This window comes from Bacillus sp. FSL K6-0138, from assembly GCF_037982765.1.
In the GTDB taxonomy this organism is placed as follows: Bacteria; Bacillota; Bacilli; order Bacillales; family Bacillaceae; genus Bacillus; species Bacillus glycinifermentans.
This window is the reverse complement of the sequence record NZ_CP150286.1, coordinates 4,259,948-4,278,636: the sequence shown is the minus strand read 5'-3', so window position 1 is coordinate 4,278,636 and position 18,689 is coordinate 4,259,948. Positions and strand designations below refer to the sequence as shown.

Here is an 18,689-nt window from a genome sequence, read left to right as displayed (position 1 = left end):
GGGAGGAATCGACATGCCGATCGAACTCGCGGCACTTGTTCCGCATACACCGCGAATGTGTTTTGAAGAAAAAACGCCTGATTTTCAAAAAGAGCTTGTCAAAGGAATGAAACAGCTTTCCGCAATCATTGAAAACATACAGCCGGATGCCGTTGTCATCATTTCGTGCCACTGGACGTCGAGCTTTGACCACCTCGTCGATGCGGCGCCTGAACATCAAGGGATTTTGACTGCGCTCGAATGTCCGAATTTAATTTCCGATGTGCCTTACGATTATCCGAGAGATCCCGGGCTTGCGGGAGAACTTGCAGAAGCCGGCGTCAAAGGCGGGCTTCCCGTCATTCCCGTCAATGATCCCGCCTATTGCTGGGATTACGGAACGGTCGTCCCCCTCCGCTATCTCATTCCGAAAGGGGATATTCCGGTCATTGATTTATCGGTAACGCTTGCAGCAAACCTTGATGAAACGTATCGTTGGGGGCAGCTTGCCGGCAAAGTGTTGAAGGAAAGCGGGAAAAAAACCGTCTTCATCAGCAGCGGCGCGCTCAGCCATCATTTGGTAAGGGGGCCGGAATGCATGCCGACGTTAGCGGAACAGGCCCTTGACTCGCAATTTCTAGCTTATTTAACGGACAATGATCTGCAATCCGCAAGGTCAATGCTGCCCCAGTACGCCAAAAACGCCGGGCTCGAAGCGGGAGGACGCCATATTGCCATGCTGCTGGGCGTGCTTGAGGATGGCTGCAGGAGCGCATTTTACGGGTATGGCCAATCGTCAGGGAGCTCCAACGTCGTCATGACGTTTGAACCGGCAAATAAAGCGGCGCGCTCCGGGAGGATCGTGAAACAAGGCGCCGTACGCTAAACATTTTGTGACCATGAGGTGGAGGGAAAATGAGAAAACGTTTTGTTCATCCCGCAGAAGTGATGGCCGCCGGCAAATTTAGCAAAATCCATCTGACCGTTTTTCTCTGGTGTTTTTTTGCGATCGCCTTTGACGGATATGACATTGCGATGTACGGCGTCAGCCTGCCGTGGCTGATGGAGGAATGGGGCCTTACGCCCGTTCAGGCCGGGGCGGTCGGGAGCTACACATTAGTCGGGATGATGCTGGGCGCGCTCCTTTTTTCACCGATCGCCGATAAATTCGGCCGGAAAATGGTACTCGGCCTCTGCATGTTTTTGTTCAGTCTGTTTACTGCGGCGGCCGGACTGATCGATTCTCCGGCGCTGTTTACGATCATGCGCTTTATCGCGGCTCTCGGAATGGGCGGCCTGATGCCGAACGCCATTTCCCTTATGACCGAGTATTCGCCGAAAAAGCACAGGGCTGTCATCGTCGCTGCGATGTACTGCGGCTATTCTGCGGGCGGGGTATTTGCGTCCCTGGTCGGCATGTTTGCCGTACCGGCTGCCGGCTGGAGGGTTCTGTATCTGATCGGCGTCATTCCGCTGTTTGTGCTGCCTTTCTTTTTCAAACGGTTTCCCGAATCCCTGTCATTTTATATTTTGAAAAAACAAACGCCAAAAATAGCGGAGATTCTCAACAAAGTCGATCCTTGCGGACAATACAGCGCAAACGATGATTACCAATTTTCCAGCATCGCGGAAAAAACAAAAGGCTTTCCGGTCAAAAAACTGTTCGAACAAAAGCGGGCATCGAGCACATTCGCCTTTTGGCTTTCCGTTTTCTGCTGCCTGCTCATGGTCTACGGACTGAATACATGGCTTCCGAAAATGATGCAGGAGTCAGGCTACGGCCTTTCGTCAAGCCTGTCTTTCAATCTTGTCCTCTGCGTTGGACAGGCAGCAGGCGCCCTCATCGGCGGCTATTTGGCCGACAAGGCCGGTCATAAAAAAGTGCTTGCCGCTATGTACGTGCTTGGAGCCTTCTGTTTTGCGGCTTTCGGGTTAACGGTCAACCCCGTGCTTTTGTATGTGCTGATCGGTTTAGGCGGAGCATGTACGGTAGGGACGCAGAACATTGCGAACCCTTATATTTCCGAATATTATCCGAAGGAAATCAGAGCCACCGGGATCGGCTGGGCCTTAGGAATCGGCAGAATCGGCGCGATCATTGCGCCCTCCCTGGTTGCGCTCATCCTTTCGGCAGGCATTGATCCGAAGCAGGCGTTTATGATGTTTGCCATCCCGAGCCTCGTCGGGGCGATCGGCATCATGCTGATTCAGGAGAATCACGCAAACTTTGATGTTGCGGCTAAGCCGGGGGGCGGCGTCAAATTGGAAGCGAAGTGAAAATTTAAAAAACGGGAGGAAAACACGTTGCGGACACAAATAGGAATTATCGGAGCTGGACCGGCGGGATTGATGCTGGCTCATCTGCTCCAGCGCAAAGGGATTGAATCAGTGATCATCGAATCCCGTTCCCGCATGGAGATTGAGCGGACGATCAGGGCCGGTGTTCTCGAACAGATGACAGTCGATCTGCTCAATGAAACAGGCGTCGGGGAGCGGATGATGAAAAAGGGGATATTCCATGAAGGAATCGAAATTCGCTACAACGGCAAACGCCGCAGGATTGACATGCACCATCTGACGGGTGGAAAGTACGTGACGATCTATCCGCAGCATGAAGTGATCAAGGATTTGATCGCCGCGCGCATAAACGCCGGCGGGAAAATGTTTTTCAGCGTTACTGACGTATGCCTGTCCGGTCTTGATACGACAAAGCCCAACATCTCCTATTTGAATGAATCGGGAGAAAGGGAAGAAATCACCTGCGACTACATTGCAGGATGTGACGGCTTTCACGGCCCGAGCAGGCAGTCTATTCCCGCGGAGATCCGCAAAGAATACCAAAAAATTTATCCATACAGCTGGCTCGGCATTTTGGCAGAGGCGCCGCCGTCAGCTCCTGAGCTTGTCTATGCACATCATGAAGACGGATTTGCCCTGCACAGCACAAGGACGCCGGAGATCCAGCGCCTCTATCTTCAAGTAAACCCGGAGGATTCAATTGACGACTGGCCGGATGAGCGGATATGGGAGAAGCTTCGGCTACGGCTCTCGACCGATGATGAATGGACGCTGATCGAAGGGCCGGTCATCCAAAAAAACATCGTGCCGATGAGAAGCTTTATTTGCGATCCGATGCAATACGGCCGGCTGTTTTTGGCCGGAGATTCAGCGCACATTGTCCCGCCGACAGGAGCGAAAGGGCTGAATTTGGCTATGGCAGACGTTCAGGTTCTTGCAGGGGCGCTTTTTGACTATTATGCTTCAGGCGACACCGGCCGGCTTGAGCGGTACTCCGAGGTATGCCTCCGCCGCGTCTGGAAAGCCGAGCGGTTCTCATGGTATATGACATCGCTTCTTCACCGGCACCGCGATAACACGCCGTTTGATTACCAAATCCAACTGGCCGAACTCGATCATGTCACGACGTCAAAAGCGGCCGCGCAAAGCTTGTCGGAAAACTATGTCGGGCTGCCGCTGGAGTTTGAGGAACAGCCGTTAAGCGTCATATAATCTAAGAATCAATAAAATCAGGTTGAATCTGCACATTGCCGTTCGGCAAATGGTATAATGGATTTTAGCTAAAAATGCATAACGGAAGGGTTTACATGATAAATGGCAAAGCAGATTGACTTACTGATCCAGCCGAAATGGAGAATTATCGATCAATCCAGTCTCGGCCCGTATTTTGACGCAAAACAATCGTTCGCGATCGACGACACGCTGTGCGCTGCAGTCGGAAAAGGCCTGTCCCCGGCGACAGCGCGCTCCTGGGTGCATCATGACACGATCGTCCTCGGCATTCAGGATACGAGGCTCCCTTATTTAAAAGAGGGCATCGCTTTTCTTGAGGATGCGGGCTACAAGGCCATCGTCCGCAATTCCGGCGGACTTGCAGTCGTGTTGGACAGCGGGGTTTTGAACGTATCGCTCATTTTTCAGGACAAGAAAAACGGCATCGATATTGACCGCGGCTATGAGGCGATGTATGAGCTTATCAAAAGAGTGCTGTCGCCCTACAATGCCAAGGTGGAAGCATACGAAATCGCCGGATCGTACTGCCCTGGGAGCTATGATTTAAGCATCGGCGGAAAAAAATTCGCCGGAATTTCGCAAAGGCGCTTAAGGGGCGGAGTGGCCGTGCAGATTTACTTGTGCGCCGACTGGAGCGGAAGCGAGCGCGCGGAAGTCATCAGACGCTTTTACGACATCGCTTTACAAGACGAGCGGGGCAAAACGAAAGCCGTTTACCCTGATATCCGACCGGAGACGATGGCTTCGCTCTCTGAGCTGCTCAAGAGGGACATTTCTGTTCAGGACTTGATGCTTGCTCTTTTGACGCAGCTGAAGGAGCTCAGCGGGGACATCTTCCAGGCGCAGCTTTCAGGAGAAGAAGAAAGCGAGTATGAAAAAAATCTGTTGCGCATGATCGAGCGGAATAAAAAGGTATTTGGCTAGAAAAAACGCCCCTGAGATGAAGTGACCCCCAAAAGTTAGACAGCTTATTTTCTCAAGTAACATGACTGGCATGAATCCGGTATTGTACTGGGCTCATGCCTTTTAATTTTGCCTTGATCCGTTTGTGATTATAGTAATCGATATATGTTACGAGCTCTTGTTTAAAATGCTCGATGCTTTGAAATTCGTTGAAATGGATAAACTCTGATTTTAAAATACCAAAGAAACTTTCAATGACCGCGTTATCGTAACAGTTTCCCTTACGAGACATACTTTGAATAATATTTCGTTCCTTTAGGGCGTGGCGATACTGTTTCATTTGATAGTGCCAGCCCTGATCGGAGTGAATCAACAGATTTTCTTTATCTGTCAGCTGTTCAAATGATTTTTCCAACATCTCGGATACCAATGAATACGTTGGCCTGGATCCAATTGTATAAGCAATGATTTCGCCATTAAATAAATCAAGCATTGGCGATAAATAGAGCTTCTCCCCAAATAATTTAAATTCCGTGATATCTGTTACCCATTTCATCTTCGGCTTTTCCGCCTTGAAATTCCGCTCTAGCCTGTTTGGTGCCACCGTGCCGGTTTCTCCTTTATACGAACGGTATTTTTTCATCCGTACGAGACATTTCAACCCCAGTTCCTTCATGAGGCGATATATTTTTTTATGATTCATTTGATATCCCCGGTTTTTAAGCTCGTCGCGTATCCGGCGGTACCCGTAACGGCCTTTATGTTCATGATAAATCGATTGAATCAGTGTTTTTAATTTGGCATCTTTGTCTGGAAGACCGAAGGTTTTGACCCAGTAATAATACGTACTGCGCGGAATTCCAGCCAGTTTAAGCAGGGCTTTTACCGGAAATTCAGTCCTTAGTTCAAATACTACTTGGGCCTTTTCTTGTTTTGTAATTTTTCCTTGTTTTGAACTAAGGTATTCAACTTTTTTAAGTAGGCATTCTCCATTCGCAGACGTTCAATTTCAGCCTGCATGGCTTCCACTGATCCTTCTTGCGGTGTTTGTTTCTTCGTTCTTTTTTGATTTTTCTTTGTCATTGACGGCCGCCCCTTTTTCATCGGTTTTAGGGCATCGATTCCTCCGGTTTCGAACAGTTTCTGCCATTGAGCCACCGTAGAAGGTGCTTGAATATTGAAGATGGCGGCTGTTTCACGGATCGACGTCCCATTTTCGATCATATAGTGAAGTACCTTCAGTTTATCTTCTACAGAATAGGTTGTATAGAGTTTTTGAAACGCACTTTCTCCATGGTAATGGTATTTGCGAATCCATACCTGAAACACACCTGACGAAACACCGATCTCTCTGGCGATTGTTTTATGCCCTTCCCTACCCGCAAGATACCTTTTGACCGCTTGTATTTTTTCCTCAGCTGTAAATTTAGCCATAAAAAACTGCACCTCCGATTGTTAGATGGTGTCTAACAATTGGGGTGCAGTTCAAGACAGGGGCGTTTTTTAGGCAGCGTGCGCACGATGGTTTCGGCGTTTGATGAACAGCCATGAGGAGAGGGCCGCAATATAAATGAAGCTGACTGCCATTAATACGACTGTTGCGGGCGTGTGTTTTGCCGCGTAAACGAAAAAATCAAGCTGCGAGATATCGCCGGCATCCTTGATCGAATCGGCTCCATAGAACAGCTTTGTAAATTTGGCTGAATACTTCCATTCCCAAGGATCGGAGAGCAGCGCGCTGCCCTGATACCAGCTTGCTATGCCGGAAAATAAAAACAGCATGAAAGCCGTGCCGAACTGGACAAAATATAAAACAAATCTCATTGGAAAAACCCGCCTTATCGATTGCTACCACCATTATGAAATTTATGTCATGCAAAATCAAGAAAAAATGCCCCCTTTCGGTTGAAAAGGGGGGGGAGCGGTTATTCCGCCATCTTCTCTAAATTTCCGTTTCGGTCCATTTTAAAGGCGGGTGCAGCATGCTCGTCATCTTCAAATAAAACTAGCTTTCTTGCACGATTCATGATTTTCACGAGCGTTTCGTAGTCTTCCTGGATGGTCGTCTGGTCTTTCTCGAGCTTTTTGACTTCTGCTTCAAGCTTTTCGACTTTTTTTGCGAGCTCCTCGTTTTCGCGTTTTAAGCGGTCGTTCTCCATTTTTAACGCGTCTGTCTGCTCCTGACTGCCAGTATACGATTGCAAAAAGCGGATGACATCATCCATCGTCAGATTTGAAGGAGCTGCCTGTCCGGTATTCGGCTGATTTGGCGATAGAAGATGCGATAGACTAGCTAACTCTTCTTTAAAGCTTTCATCAACGTAAGGCAGGTTTTCGCTTGAGATCGGAGCCTTCTCCTGGCTTGTTCCCGTCTCCCCGGCATTCGGCTGAACCGCCGCTTCGGCGGAGTCTATTGCGTCTGTTTCGACAGGCGGTTTGTATAGGAGCCGCTTCTTCGCAGGCTGGCCGTTTCCAAGGGCGCGCATCCTCTGCTTGCGCTGCTTTTTCGCCAGCTGCAGGGCTTTTTCATATTGATGACGGACGACGGCGTTCCATCTGAAGCCGCAGGCGGCAGATGTCCGGTTCAGTCTGTCTCCGACTTCTTCGAATGCGTTCAGTTGTGTGCTGCCTTCCCTTACATGCCGTAAAACGGTTTCGGCAAGCAATAAATCGTTTTCCTCAGACCATGCGTCTTGTCTTTGTTTCATCACTTCTCAACTCCCATGTCAGTATTGGTATTAGATTGTCCAATTTGGAAAATATTTATACAAGTTTGCTAAAAGAATAGGAAGTGATTTTTTAGCGGCCGCTCCTTGCAGGAATGGGAGAATCCTTGTACAATGGAGGATGGTGTCATTTTTATTACAGCTCGGCAAAAATCGAATGCCTTCCATAAAGACAGATGAACTTTAACGAAAGGAAGCGTATGAAATGGCGAATGAATTTCGAGTGTGTGACGATTGCCAGGCCACGAATTTAAAGACGCTTTTGCCCCGGCTGAAGGAAATCGATCCGGATGCGAAAGTGGAGATCGGCTGTCAGTCTTATTGCGGGCCGGGACGGAAAAAATCGTTTGCATTTGTCAACAATCGACCGCTTTCAGCTCCTACTGAAGACGAGCTGATCGAAAAAGTGAAAAAGAAAGTCAAAAAATAATCGCCTCCCCGACGGGTTAGGCGTTTTTGCTTGTTTACCGGCTTTTCCTGCATACTGGAACAAGTTTTTGGGCAAATTCAAGGATGTTTTCAAAAAACAGACCCGATATAATAGAAATAGATATAAAAAACGAAGTTCCGAAAGATTGAATAAGAACGGTTTTGGCAGTTTGCCTCACGTTTAAAAAAAGAGGGACAGAAATGGCGTATCCATACGGAAAATTATCTGAAGAAAAGGTGTTTAAAGATCCTGTACACCGTTATGTCCACGTACGGGACAAGCTTATCTGGGATTTGATCGGAACACGCGAGTTCCAAAGGCTGCGCAGAATCAAGCAGCTTGGGACGACCTATTTGACGTTTCACGGCGCTGAACACAGCCGCTTTAACCACTCCCTCGGCGTATACGAAATCGTCAGAAGAATGGTTGATGACGTGTTTAAAGGCAGGGACGAATGGGATGACAGCGAACGCGACCTGTGCCTGTGCGCAGCGCTTTTGCACGACTTGGGGCACGGCCCGTTTTCCCATTCATTTGAAAAAGTATTCCGCCTCGATCACGAAGATTTTACGAGAGCGATCATATTAGGCGATACAGAGGTTAACAAAGTGCTTGGGAAGGTGAGCCCGACATTTGCAAAGGACGTCGCCGAAGTCATTGCGAAAACCTACAAAAACAAACAGGTGGTCAGCCTGATCTCAAGCCAGATTGACGCTGACCGCATGGACTATCTGCAGCGCGACGCATACTACACCGGCGTCAGCTACGGGCACTTTGACATGGAGCGGATTCTTCGCGTCATGCGGCCGCGCGAAGACCAGATTGTCATTAAACAGACCGGAATGCATGCTGTCGAAGATTACATCATGAGCCGCTATCAGATGTATTGGCAAGTCTATTTCCATCCGGTGACAAGAAGCGCTGAGGTTATTTTGACGAAAATCCTTCACAGGGCAAAGCAGCTTCATCAGGAAGGCTACATATTTACGCATGCACCTGTCCATTTTTACTCCATTTTCGAAGGAAACGTCACATTGGATGATTATTTGAGCCTTGATGAGGCGATTATTCTTTATTACTTTCAGGCGTGGGAAAAAGAAGAGGATGAGATCCTGTCTGATTTATGCCGCCGTTTCATCAACCGCAGGCTGTTCCAGTACGCCGAATTCAATCCGAATGAAGAAATGGCGACTTATTTTGAGCTGACTTCGCTGTTTAAAGAATCAGGTATCGATCCCGAATATTATCTTGTGGTGGATTCCTCATCAGACCTTCCTTACGATTTCTACAGGCCGGGAGAGGAAGAAGAGCGCCTGCCGATCCAATTGCTGACAAATAGCGGTCAGATTAAGGAACTGTCGCGCCAGTCTGACATTGTCGATGCGATTTCCGGCAAACGGAGGACGGATCATAAGCTTTATTTTCCGCTGGATCTCATCGAAGGACTGGGAGCCGGCCCGCGCGAGGATCGAATCAAAGAGTTGCTTGGACTGACATAGAAAGAAAAGGATGAAGGAGATGTCGGGGATTTGTTAAAAGAACATGCAAAGCTGATGAAGGTGTTCTCGGATTCAGGGGAGATCATCGGGAGAAAAAAGCTGCAAAAGATCATTTATATTGCAAAGAAGCTGGAGCTTCCCTTTTATGAAAAGTACGATTTCCACTTTTACGGCCCGTACTCGGAGGAGCTGACGCTTCAGGTTGAAGAGCTGTGCAATCTCGGATTTCTCCATGAAGTCAAAGAGAAAAAAGGCGGGTATTATCAATACCGGTATTCTCCCACTGAAGCGGGAAGGCAATTTTTAAGCCAGTGCGAGCTGGAAATGAAGGATATCAAGCCGTATATTGACGATGTGAACTGCCAGTCTTCGCGATTTTTGGAGCTGGTCGCCACGATCCTTTACTTTGAGGACCTTGATCAGGATGAGATCAGAGAAAAAGTGTTTACGATTAAGAGCAAACAGCGGTATACGGACGAAGAATTCGATGAAGCCGTCGCTTACATAGAAAAGCTAAAGGATCTGTGTTAAAAGACCTGTCGGACGACAGGTTTTTTTGTTATATGTTTTTGTCGAATGATGGGGGTTTATAGGAATTTAGAAAGAAAGCAGCAAAAAGAACGTATGCTATATGTCCTCTCTTTTATCTGAATTAAAGGAATTTTCAGATAAGTGGAAGAATTTTTAATTTGTTCAAAAATAAGGAGGGGTTGAAAGTGAAAAAGCGTTCTGTATTCTTTTCTTTGCTGCTGTCTGCCGGTTTGATTCCAGGACTGACGGCGGGGGTAGCCAAAACGGACGGCCACGATCATGAGCACGCCCGCGGGGCAAAAGGAACCTATGTCGAGTCATTGCCGAAAGCTGAGAGTTTTAAAGATTTTAACGGAAAAGTTCAAATTGAAAGAACGACAGTTACAAAAATTCTTGACGAAAAAGGAAATGTCACTGGAACGAAAACGTTCAAAAAGAATACAAGCAATGGGGAATTTTCGACACAGGCATCAACAGGCGCTCAGAAGGTAAGCGTTCTGGCTGTGGCGGATGCCCAGTATCGTGCGAAATACAGCGACTGGCAGACGAGAATCGTTCAAATTGTCGAGCAGGCTGATGTAATGTTCAACCGCGATCACAGCATTGATTTTGTCGTGGAGGCAGTGGCGCCTTGGACGTCTTCAGGCAGCAACAGCTCTCAAATTCTCTCAAACCTTCAAAGGAGCTTCAGCGGAAGAAATTATAAATTCGTCGTCGGATTTACCGCCAACAGCAACTTTGACGCGGGCGGCATCGCGTATGTATACAGCAGCAAGCCGAGCGGCAGCGCCTTCAGCGTCAACCTTGACCAGGGAACGGCCAATACGGCAAAAGCGGCCACACACGAATTTTCACATAACTTCGGATTAAATCATGATGCGCAAGGAAGCGGGATTCGCTGCATTATGAACTACGATTACGCGTACACGGTCGATGTCTGGGATTCGGCTCATAACAGCCAGATCTCAAGAAATAAAGCCTGGTATCAATAATCAAAAAGGGCGTCCTGCAATAAGCGGCAGGCGCCCTTTTTGATTATTGATCGCTCATCCGTTTCCCGGCGACTCCGTAATTTTCTTTTTTCAGCTCTTCAATGATGACAGCGACCCTTTCTTTAGGCGCCCCCGTTGTTTCAGAGACGGCTTCTGTCACTTTTTCGACAAGATTTCTTTTTTGCTCGTCAGTGCGGCCTTCGAGCATTTGAACGGTTACGTACGGCATGTTTTGTCCTCCCCCTAAAAAAATTCGCTCACTTTAGCATAAGATGCTCTTATAGTATACTGAAGATAGTAAATCTTTGTATACGAGAAAGAGGGAAAAACTATTTTAGACCGTTTTTTGATGTATCCGTTTGAAATGATTCCGTACGTCGTATTGACGCTTGCCGCCGCATTTACCGTGCATGAAGTCGCCCATGCATACGTGGCATACAAATTTGGCGACGAAACGGCCAAGCGGCAGGGAAGGCTGACGCTCAACCCTCTCAAACACCTTGATCCGTTTGGGACGATTTTGATATTTTTGATGGGGTTTGGCTGGGCGAAGCCCGTACCCGTCAACCGTTTTTATTTTAAAAAGCCGAGGCTTGCCGGTTTTCTCGTTTCGATTGCCGGGCCGGTCAGCAACCTGGTCCTTGCTTTGCTCGGATTTCTTTTGGCACTGTTATCTGCAAAGCTGACTTCTGTGCTGCCTTCCGCTTTTTATTCCGGATTGCTTCAGTTTCTGACGATTTGGGTCAATTTAAACTTGCTTTTATTTCTTTTTAATTTAATGCCGTTTCCGCCGCTTGACGGCTTCCGGGTCATACAGGACGTCGTCGCGCCTGATGTGCGGGCGAAGCTGACGAAATACGAAGCTTACGGATCGATCGTTTTTCTGATCATCGTCATTACGCCGCTTGGGCAATATGTATTCTGGCCATTTCTCAACGATGGCCGGGAATTGATCATCTCGATTTTTAACAGCGTTTTCCGGCCGCTGATGTAGGAGGTATTATTGATGGAACAAGGAAAAAAGAAAAAAACTATCGGCTTCAATATCATTAAAAGCGATCCGACGGACGGACACGGTGGGTTCGGCGCAGGTTCATTGAGCCTTGATAACGTATCCCCCGTGATCGTCGATGTGACGGAAAAGGAAGCGTTCATTGATATCGGCGCCATGCATGCGAGAAGCGCCGTCGAAAAGGGGATTAAATTTCTTCCGAATAAAGAGGAAGTGCCGAACGGGAAGCCTTATTGGCTTGTCTGGGTGACCATCGACCGGAAGGAGGAAGGCCCTTATTACGCAGGTGTGACGGCTTGTGAAATGACGGTGGACAGAAGCATTCGCCGCGGCTACAAAAAGCTTCCGGAGCATGTCAATTTAATGGATAAATCGATGAAGCGGAAGATTATCGTCGACCATATGGATGAGGATTCAAAGCATGTGCTTGGCGAGTTTTTAAAAAATCACGATCAGGGGCTTTGGGATCGTTCGTCAGATGAGCTGAAAAAAGGACTGCTTCAGGAATAGCAAAACCCCGGGCTTTAGAAGGCCCGGGGTTTTATTCATTTCTCCTGAACCACCATTCCCACCATTTTTTTCGTTTGTGCGGTTTTGCGGGATTCTCCGGTTCGGCTTTTTTGTCCTGATACGTTTCTTTTCCGAAGCACACCTGGTCAGGCTCGGTTCCTTCGATAAAGTAGGCGAGATGCTTGGCCGGACAGCCCGGGGCTGCGGCATATCCAGTGGATGGATCGATATACACGCTTTTTACGCCATCAGGCGGTTTTAATGCAGCCTCAGGTTCGCCTGCAAGCGCTCGTTCCATGAACTCGGCCCAAATTTGTTTGGCGTAATTTTTTTCCTTGACGATATCGATCGTCCGTCCCTTGTCATAGCCGGTCCATACGCCTGAGGCGAGGCCGGGATAAAAACCGATCATCCAGCTGTCCGTGCCCGTCGTTCCCGATTTTCCGGCATATGTCCGCGTTAATTTACCGGCGATCGTCCGGCCGGTCACCGATGTGTAGCCGTCCAGCGATGTGTCAAACATGCCGGTCATCATGTTTGCCGTAATAAAAGCCGCTTTTGGATCAAGTAGCTGCTTATGGCGGTTCGGTTTTTCATAAAGCACCGTCCCGTTCGAATCGGTGATTTTCGTAATAAATGACGGCTCGATTTGCTTTCCGCCGTTTGCCAGCATGGCGTACGCATTCACCATTTCGATCGGCTTTACGGGCGACGTGCCGAGCGCCAGTGAGGGCACTTTCTGGAGCGGGCTTGTAATTCCGAACTGTTTGGCAGCATCGATCAGTTTGTCCATTCCGAGGAAAAGGTGCGTTTTTACCGCGTAAATATTATCCGACAAGGCGAGCGCCTGAAGCAGGGTGATCGGACCGTCCGCGTAATAGCCATGGTAATTGCTCGGGGAATACATGGCTCCATTTCCGAGCTCAAACGCCGTTTCTGCGCTTCTCATCCTCGTTGCCGGCGTGAAGCCGTTTTGAATCGCTGAATAATAAAGCAAAGGCTTCATCGTTGACCCGGGCTGCCGCCTCGCCTGCGTCACGCGGTTGAACGGGCTTTTTTCGTAGTCCCGTCCCCCGACGAGGGCGAGGACGCTGCCGTCATACGGGTCGACTGCGGCAAATCCGGCTTGAATGCCGCTTTTCGGGTTGATCGTCTGTTTGACCGCTTTTTCGGCGATTTTCTGCAGGCGGGAATCAAGGGTCGTATACACGCTGTAACCGCCTGTTTCCGCTTGTTCCGGCGTCAGTTTTAGGAGGCGGGCGATTTCTTTGACAGCCTCGTCATAAAAGTACGGAGCCGCCTTTGCTTCGGTTTGTTTCTCCCGTTTTTTGTATGTGAGCGGCATTTCCTTCAGTTTTGCCGCCTGTTTTTTTGTCAGCTTGTTTTCCTTTTCCATCATTGTCAAAATCATTTCCTGCCGCTCTTTCGCTTTTGTTTCGTTAACGAACGGCGAATACACCGACGGTCCTTTCGGAATGCCGGCCAGCATGGCAGCTTCGGCCGCGTTGATGTTTTTGGCGCTCTTGCCGAAGTACATCCGTGAAGCTGCTTCGATTCCGTATGCACCGTGTCCGTAGTAAATCGTATTTAAATAGCCTTCTAAAATGTCTTTCTTTGAATAATTTTGCTCAAGGCGTATCGTATAAAAGGCTTCATTCCACTTTCTTTTCCACGTTTTATCATGGCCGAGGTAGAGGTTTCTCGCATATTGCTGGGTGATGGTGCTTGCGCCCTGAACCTTGGACATCGCTTTTAGATCGGCGATGACGGCTCCGGCCATCCGCACATAATCAAAACCGTGGTGCCGGAAAAAATTCCGGTCTTCAACGGCAAGCGTGGCATCGATGACGGCGGGATTGATGTTGTCAAGCGACACCCAGTACCGTTTCTGCCCATAATGGGTTTCGCCCATCTGTTTTCCGTTTCCGTCATAAAGCACGGTCGATCTCGGCACCTGAACGGAGGGAGCGCCCTGCCACTTAGCGGTCAGAACAACCGTCATGATGAGGATGGACAATAAAAGCAGCAGTAATATTCCCATGAACAAAAAAGCCCGTATCGTTTTGATGGTCAAACGGACCCGCTTGTTCGTCATCATGTCCATGCTGAAAATCCCCTCTCAGATTAATAAAATGTTCTTATCATTATGAGAAAAAAGAGGAGGATTTAAACAATAGAAACGAAAAAACCGGATGGCGCGCACGGAAAGCTGGAATCTAATGGGTAAGGCTTTTTGATGCCTGAGCCGTCTTTACAATTCCCTTCAATTCCTCTATACTTTTTCTTTAGGCAAAAGCCGATGCCGACAGCAGAATAATCGTCTATTGAGATGAGAAAAATAGATAGAAATACAGCTTATAATGAAAGGAAGATGACGCTTTGAGCGGACTTTGGTATACAGAAAAGCAAACGAAGAATTTTGGCATTACGATGAAAATCAACAAGACTTTACATACAGAGCAGACAGAATTCCAAAATCTCGAAATGGTGGAAACGGAAGAATTCGGAAACATGCTGTTTTTGGACGGCATGGTCATGACATCTGAAAAAGATGAGTTCGTCTATCATGAAATGGTGGCCCATGTTCCGTTGTTTACGCACCCGAATCCGGAGCAGGTGCTTGTCGTCGGCGGCGGGGACGGCGGCGTCATCCGCGAAATTTTGAAGCATCCGGGCGTCAAAAAGGCAACGCTCGTCGATATCGACGGGAAAGTCATCGAGTACTCAAAGAAATTCCTTCCGACGATTGCGGGCAAGCTCGATGATCCGCGTGTCGAAGTGAAAGTCGGCGACGGCTTCATGCACATCGCAGAATCCGAAAACGAGTACGATGTCATCATGGTTGATTCCACAGAGCCTGTAGGACCTGCTGTCAACCTGTTTACGAAAGGCTTTTACGCGGGAATTGCAAAAGCGCTGAAAGAGGACGGCATCTTCGTCGCTCAGACGGACAACCCTTGGTTTACGCCTGAGCTGATCACGAACGTTCAGCGCGACGTAAAAGAGATCTTCCCGATTACAAGGCTGTATTTGGCAAATATCCCGACATACCCAAGCGGACTGTGGACGTTTACGATCGGTTCGAAAAAATACGATCCGCTTGAAGTAGAAGAGAGCCGCTTCTTTGACATCGATACGAAATACTACACAAAAGAGATCCATAAAGCGGCATTCGTGCTTCCGAAATTCGTCAGCGATTTAATCAAATAAAAACGACTTGCGCAGGAACCAGATTCTGCGCTTTTTTTCAGGAGGTTGAAAACAACATGAGATTTGATGAAGCATATTCGGGAAAGGTATTTATCGCAAGCCGTCCGGATTGGGAAGATGCGGAGGCGATTCTTTACGGCATGCCGATGGACTGGACGGTCAGCTACCGCCCGGGCTCACGCTTCGGCCCGGCCCGAATCCGCGAGGTATCCATCGGGCTTGAGGAATACAGCCCTTATTTGGACAGAGAGCTTACCGACATTCGCTTTTTTGACGCCGGCGACATTCCGTTGCCTTTCGGGAACCCGCAGCGCAGCCTTGATATGATTGAAGAATTTGTCGACAGCATTTTGGATAAAGGAAAATTCCCGCTCGGCATGGGCGGGGAACATCTTGTCTCATGGCCTGTCATTAAAGCGATGTATAAAAAATATCCCGATCTGGCCATCATTCATATGGATGCACATACAGATCTCCGCGTCGAATATGAAGGAGAGCCGCTGTCGCATTCAACGCCGATTCGCAAAGCGGCGGAGCTGATCGGCCCGGAAAACGTCTTTTCATTCGGAATTCGTTCAGGCATGAAAGAAGAGTTTGAGTGGGCAAAAGAAAACGGCATGCACATTTCCAAGTTTGAAGTGCTTGAGCCGCTCAAACAAATCCTTCCGAAGCTCGCCGGCCGCCCGGTCTACGTGACGATCGATATCGACGTCCTCGACCCTGCGCATGCGCCTGGGACGGGTACGGTCGACGCCGGGGGCATCACGTCAAAAGAGCTGCTCGCGTCAATTCATGAAATTGCCCGTTCCGATGTGAAAGTCGCCGGGGCCGATCTTGTAGAAGTAGCACCGGTCTACGACCATTCGGAGCAGACGGCGAATACGGCAAGCAAGCTGATTCGCGAAATGCTGCTCGGCTGGGTAAAATAAGTCAAGCTGTCCCCTTTCAGGACAGCTTTTTACTTTTTTGTGATTTCTGATAAAAAGTGTTTAACTTGCGGGCTGTTCTGTTAAGATGTATATAAGGGTGAAGCGGTTGAACTTTTGTTCTTGAATGATTATACTAGTCAAGTCAAATCCGAATGAAAAAAGGATGTGTCGGAATGGATCGGGAGACACCCGTTAAGATTCACGTGAAATCCGTTATCCAGGAAGGATCAGACTTGGAAACGATTGAATTCCGGACAACCGGATTTTATTATATGAAAAAAGATAAATTATACCTTACCTATCATGAAGAGCATGAGGCGGGAAAGGTCAAAACGATCGTCAAGGCGAGCGAAAATGAAGTGTTGGTGATGCGGTCGGGCGCGATCGAAATGAAGCAGCGGTTTATAAAGGGCAGCCGAACCGTCACACATTATAAAATGCCGTTCGGACAGCTTGAGCTTGGGGTGGACACAAAGGATATATCGGTTCAACCTCAAAAGGAGAACGGAGATATCAATATTGTTTACGATATGCTTGTAAGCGGTGATCAAAAGCACTTACATAAAATGTCGATTTCGTACAGAGGAGGACATGATTCATGAACATAGTCGAACAGATGAAGGATGCGCTGAAACAGGAAATTAAAGAAGCCGTCATAAAAGCGGGGCTGGCGGATGAGGCGGATATTCCGGAAGTCGTTTTGGAAGTGCCGAAAGATAAAGCACACGGCGACTACTCGACAAATATGGCAATGCAGCTGGCTAGAATCGCGAAAAAGGCGCCGCGCAGCATTGCGGAGGACATCGTCGCAAGCTTCGATAAAGGAAAAGCGTCGATTGATAAGCTTGATATCGCAGGACCGGGATTTATCAATTTTTATATGGACAATCAATATTTGACAAAGCTGATTCCTGCCGTTCTTGAAGCAGGAGAAGCGTACGGCGAATCAAATGTCGGAGCGGGAGAGCGCGTTCAGGTGGAATTCGTTTCGGCCAACCCGACGGGCAACCTTCATCTGGGACATGCCCGGGGCGCCGCTGTCGGCGATTCCCTGTGCAACGTTCTCGAAAAAGCGGGTTATGAGGTAAGCCGCGAATATTACATTAATGATGCCGGCAACCAAATCAACAATCTGGCTCTGTCTGTCGAGGCCCGCTATTTTGAGGCGCTCGGCCAGGATAAGCCGATGCCTGAAGACGGATACCACGGCGAGGATATTAAAGAAGTCGGACGCAAGCTTGCCGAAGAGTTCGGCGACCGTTTTATCCATGAGGAAGAAAGCGAACGCCTCGCCTTTTTCCGCGAATACGGGCTGAAATACGAATTGGGCAAACTTCGCGAAGATCTCGAGAATTTCCGCGTGCCGTTTGACGTGTGGTATTCAGAGACATCGCTTTACGAAAACGGCAAAATCGATCAGGCGCTTGAAACGCTCCGCGACAAAGGGCATATCTATGAAGAAGACGGGGCGACATGGTTCAGATCAACGACGTTCGGCGATGACAAAGACCGTGTGCTGATCAAAAAAGACGGATCTTACACGTATCTTCTGCCTGACATCGCTTATCACAAGGACAAGCTTGACCGCGGTTTTCAAAAGCTGATCAACGTGTGGGGCGCAGATCATCACGGCTATATTCCGCGCATGAAGGCGGCCATCGAAGCGCTCGGCTATGATAAAGAAACGCTTGAGGTCGAGATCATCCAGCTTGTACACCTATACAAAAACGGCGAAAAAATGAAAATGAGCAAAAGAACGGGTAAAGCCGTAACAATGCGCGACTTGATCGATGAGGTCGGCCTTGACGCCGTGCGCTATTTCTTCGCGATGCGCAGCGCTGACACCCATATGGACTTCGACCTTGACCTTGCCGTCTCCACGTCGAACGAAAATCCGGTGTATTACGCGCAATACGCACATGCGAGAATTTGCAGCATGCTCCGCCAGGGCGAAGAAAAAGGAATTCTTCCTGAAGGAAATCTTGATTTCTCAAAGATCGCTTCTGAAAAAGAATACGATTTGTTAAAAGTGATCGGCTCTTTCCCCGAAGCGGTCGCCGACGCGGCTCAAAAACGGATTCCTCACCGCATCACAAACTATATTTTTGAACTGGCTTCCGCTCTGCACAGTTTTTACAATGCCGAGAAGGTTCTTGATGCAGCTGATGAAGGAAAAAGCCGTGCGCGCCTATCGCTGATGAAAGCGACACAGATCACCCTGAACAACGCGCTGAAACTGATCGGCGTTTCCGCGCCTGAAAAAATGTAATATTCATCCCTTATCCTTTTGGATGAGGGATTTTTTTGTTATCGAAATATAAGGCGGAGATGATGGAGACAGATCGCATCGATGTAGAAAACGGGTTTATCATTTCCGCAACAAAAGACAATCCTGATATGGACTGAATCTGCCGTTTTTTGAGCGAATAATCAACCG

19 protein-coding genes are annotated in these 18,689 nt (G+C 48.4%); 14 read left to right on the top strand and 5 right to left on the bottom strand.

The window, feature by feature from the left end:
- The first annotated feature begins 13 nt into the window (after window positions 1–13).
- The 4 genes from MHB78_RS22450 to MHB78_RS22435 all read left to right on the top strand — a co-directional run bounded on the left by MHB78_RS22450 (window position 14) and on the right by MHB78_RS22435 (window position 4,434).
- Window positions 14–865, top strand: a complete 852-nt coding sequence (locus tag MHB78_RS22450; protein WP_046132432.1) for an extradiol ring-cleavage dioxygenase — start codon at window positions 14–16, stop codon at window positions 863–865.
- Between the two features lie 29 nt (window positions 866–894).
- Window positions 895–2,256 (top strand): MFS transporter, encoded by a 1,362-nt coding sequence (locus tag MHB78_RS22445; protein WP_046132431.1) that lies wholly within the window; start codon window positions 895–897, stop codon window positions 2,254–2,256.
- A gap of 27 nt (window positions 2,257–2,283) precedes the next feature.
- Entirely contained in the window at window positions 2,284–3,489 is a 1,206-nt protein-coding gene (gene pobA / locus MHB78_RS22440) for a 4-hydroxybenzoate 3-monooxygenase (RefSeq protein WP_046132430.1), read from the top strand.
- 102 nt (window positions 3,490–3,591) lie between these two features.
- A complete protein-coding gene (locus MHB78_RS22435) occupies window positions 3,592–4,434 on the top strand; it encodes a biotin/lipoate A/B protein ligase family protein (RefSeq protein WP_046132429.1) in 843 nt (280 codons plus the stop codon).
- Between the two features lie 52 nt (window positions 4,435–4,486).
- Here MHB78_RS22435 and MHB78_RS22430 read toward each other — a convergent pair.
- The 3 genes from MHB78_RS22430 to MHB78_RS22420 all read right to left on the bottom strand — a co-directional run bounded on the left by MHB78_RS22430 (window position 4,487) and on the right by MHB78_RS22420 (window position 7,124).
- Window positions 4,487–5,847, bottom strand: a protein-coding gene (locus MHB78_RS22430; RefSeq protein WP_099047013.1) for an IS3 family transposase whose coding sequence is annotated in 2 segments (ribosomal slippage) — window positions 4,487–5,376 and window positions 5,376–5,847 — 1,362 coding nt in all. Because the reading frame shifts where the segments join, the coding sequence is not laid out codon by codon here.
- A 69-nt stretch (window positions 5,848–5,916) separates the two neighbouring features.
- Window positions 5,917–6,237 carry a YjdJ family protein gene (locus MHB78_RS22425; RefSeq protein WP_046130260.1) on the bottom strand — a complete coding sequence of 107 codons (321 nt, stop codon included), beginning with the start codon at window positions 6,235–6,237 and terminating at the stop codon, window positions 5,917–5,919.
- Window positions 6,238–6,338: 101 nt separating this feature from the next.
- On the bottom strand, window positions 6,339–7,124 hold the full coding sequence (locus tag MHB78_RS22420) for an RsfA family transcriptional regulator (RefSeq protein WP_046130261.1): 786 nt from the start codon (window positions 7,122–7,124) through the stop codon (window positions 6,339–6,341).
- Between the two features lie 220 nt (window positions 7,125–7,344).
- On the opposite strand from MHB78_RS22420, the gene MHB78_RS22415 reads away from it, so the two are divergent.
- From MHB78_RS22415 to MHB78_RS22400, 4 genes are all read left to right on the top strand, one after another.
- Window positions 7,345–7,569 (top strand): DUF1450 domain-containing protein, encoded by a 225-nt coding sequence (locus MHB78_RS22415; protein WP_026589133.1) that lies wholly within the window; start codon window positions 7,345–7,347, stop codon window positions 7,567–7,569.
- A 200-nt stretch (window positions 7,570–7,769) separates the two neighbouring features.
- Window positions 7,770–9,068: an HD domain-containing protein gene (locus tag MHB78_RS22410; RefSeq protein ID WP_046130262.1), complete on the top strand. Its 1,299-nt coding sequence runs from the start codon at window positions 7,770–7,772 to the stop codon at window positions 9,066–9,068.
- Window positions 9,069–9,098: 30 nt separating this feature from the next.
- Complete coding sequence (locus MHB78_RS22405) at window positions 9,099–9,599, top strand: YwgA family protein (RefSeq protein WP_046130263.1); 501 nt, start codon at window positions 9,099–9,101, stop codon at window positions 9,597–9,599.
- 185 nt (window positions 9,600–9,784) lie between these two features.
- The gene (locus MHB78_RS22400) at window positions 9,785–10,591 is read left to right on the top strand and encodes a zinc-dependent metalloprotease (protein ID WP_046130264.1); all 807 of its coding nucleotides are present in this window, start codon (window positions 9,785–9,787) and stop codon (window positions 10,589–10,591) included.
- A gap of 43 nt (window positions 10,592–10,634) precedes the next feature.
- On the opposite strand, the gene MHB78_RS22395 is transcribed toward MHB78_RS22400, so the two are convergent.
- On the bottom strand, window positions 10,635–10,820 hold the full coding sequence (locus tag MHB78_RS22395; RefSeq protein WP_046130265.1) for a 2-hydroxymuconate tautomerase: 186 nt from the start codon (window positions 10,818–10,820) through the stop codon (window positions 10,635–10,637).
- Window positions 10,821–10,940: 120 nt separating this feature from the next.
- Between MHB78_RS22395 and MHB78_RS22390 the strand changes: the two genes are divergently transcribed.
- Window positions 10,941–11,585, top strand: coding sequence for a site-2 protease family protein (locus tag MHB78_RS22390; RefSeq protein WP_046130266.1), 645 nt, complete (start codon window positions 10,941–10,943; stop codon window positions 11,583–11,585).
- Between the two features lie 12 nt (window positions 11,586–11,597).
- A complete protein-coding gene (locus tag MHB78_RS22385) occupies window positions 11,598–12,113 on the top strand; it encodes a YwhD family protein (protein WP_046130267.1) in 516 nt (171 codons plus the stop codon).
- Window positions 12,114–12,144: 31 nt separating this feature from the next.
- Here the strand turns inward: MHB78_RS22385 and MHB78_RS22380 are convergent, their stop codons facing one another.
- Window positions 12,145–14,217 (bottom strand): PBP1A family penicillin-binding protein, encoded by a 2,073-nt coding sequence (locus tag MHB78_RS22380; RefSeq protein ID WP_046130268.1) that lies wholly within the window; start codon window positions 14,215–14,217, stop codon window positions 12,145–12,147.
- Window positions 14,218–14,492: 275 nt separating this feature from the next.
- Here MHB78_RS22380 and speE point away from each other — a divergent pair, with 275 nt between their 5' ends.
- The 4 genes from speE to argS all read left to right on the top strand — a co-directional run bounded on the left by speE (window position 14,493) and on the right by argS (window position 18,521).
- Window positions 14,493–15,323, top strand: a complete 831-nt coding sequence (gene speE / locus MHB78_RS22375; protein WP_082094075.1) for a spermidine synthase — start codon at window positions 14,493–14,495, stop codon at window positions 15,321–15,323.
- 56 nt (window positions 15,324–15,379) lie between these two features.
- Window positions 15,380–16,252 carry an agmatinase gene (speB, locus tag MHB78_RS22370; RefSeq protein WP_046130269.1) on the top strand — a complete coding sequence of 291 codons (873 nt, stop codon included), beginning with the start codon at window positions 15,380–15,382 and terminating at the stop codon, window positions 16,250–16,252.
- Window positions 16,253–16,425: 173 nt separating this feature from the next.
- Window positions 16,426–16,854 (top strand): DUF1934 family protein, encoded by a 429-nt coding sequence (locus MHB78_RS22365; RefSeq protein WP_046130270.1) that lies wholly within the window; start codon window positions 16,426–16,428, stop codon window positions 16,852–16,854.
- Complete coding sequence (argS, locus tag MHB78_RS22360; protein ID WP_046130271.1) at window positions 16,851–18,521, top strand: arginine--tRNA ligase; 1,671 nt, start codon at window positions 16,851–16,853, stop codon at window positions 18,519–18,521. Before MHB78_RS22365 ends, argS begins: the two co-directional genes overlap by 4 nt.
- Window positions 18,522–18,689 lie beyond the last annotated feature (168 nt).

Excerpts from the sequence above, each read along its gene's own strand:
- MHB78_RS22450 (WP_046132432.1), top strand. The coding sequence starts at position 14 with ATGCCGATCGAACTCGCGGCACTTGTTCCGCATACACCGCGAATGTGT.
- MHB78_RS22445 (WP_046132431.1), top strand. The coding sequence starts at position 895 with ATGAGAAAACGTTTTGTTCATCCCGCAGAAGTGATGGCCGCCGGCAAA.
- MHB78_RS22435 (WP_046132429.1), top strand. The coding sequence starts at position 3,592 with ATGGCAAAGCAGATTGACTTACTGATCCAGCCGAAATGGAGAATTATC.
- MHB78_RS22425 (WP_046130260.1), bottom strand. The coding sequence starts at position 6,237 with ATGAGATTTGTTTTATATTTTGTCCAGTTCGGCACGGCTTTCATGCTG.
- MHB78_RS22415 (WP_026589133.1), top strand. The coding sequence starts at position 7,345 with ATGGCGAATGAATTTCGAGTGTGTGACGATTGCCAGGCCACGAATTTA.
- MHB78_RS22410 (WP_046130262.1), top strand. The coding sequence starts at position 7,770 with ATGGCGTATCCATACGGAAAATTATCTGAAGAAAAGGTGTTTAAAGAT.
- MHB78_RS22395 (WP_046130265.1), bottom strand. The coding sequence starts at position 10,820 with ATGCCGTACGTAACCGTTCAAATGCTCGAAGGCCGCACTGACGAGCAA.
- MHB78_RS22390 (WP_046130266.1), top strand. The coding sequence starts at position 10,941 with ATGTATCCGTTTGAAATGATTCCGTACGTCGTATTGACGCTTGCCGCC.
- MHB78_RS22385 (WP_046130267.1), top strand. The coding sequence starts at position 11,598 with ATGGAACAAGGAAAAAAGAAAAAAACTATCGGCTTCAATATCATTAAA.
- MHB78_RS22380 (WP_046130268.1), bottom strand. The coding sequence starts at position 14,217 with ATGGACATGATGACGAACAAGCGGGTCCGTTTGACCATCAAAACGATA.
- speB (WP_046130269.1), top strand. The coding sequence starts at position 15,380 with ATGAGATTTGATGAAGCATATTCGGGAAAGGTATTTATCGCAAGCCGT.
- MHB78_RS22365 (WP_046130270.1), top strand. The coding sequence starts at position 16,426 with ATGGATCGGGAGACACCCGTTAAGATTCACGTGAAATCCGTTATCCAG.
- argS (WP_046130271.1), top strand. The coding sequence starts at position 16,851 with ATGAACATAGTCGAACAGATGAAGGATGCGCTGAAACAGGAAATTAAA.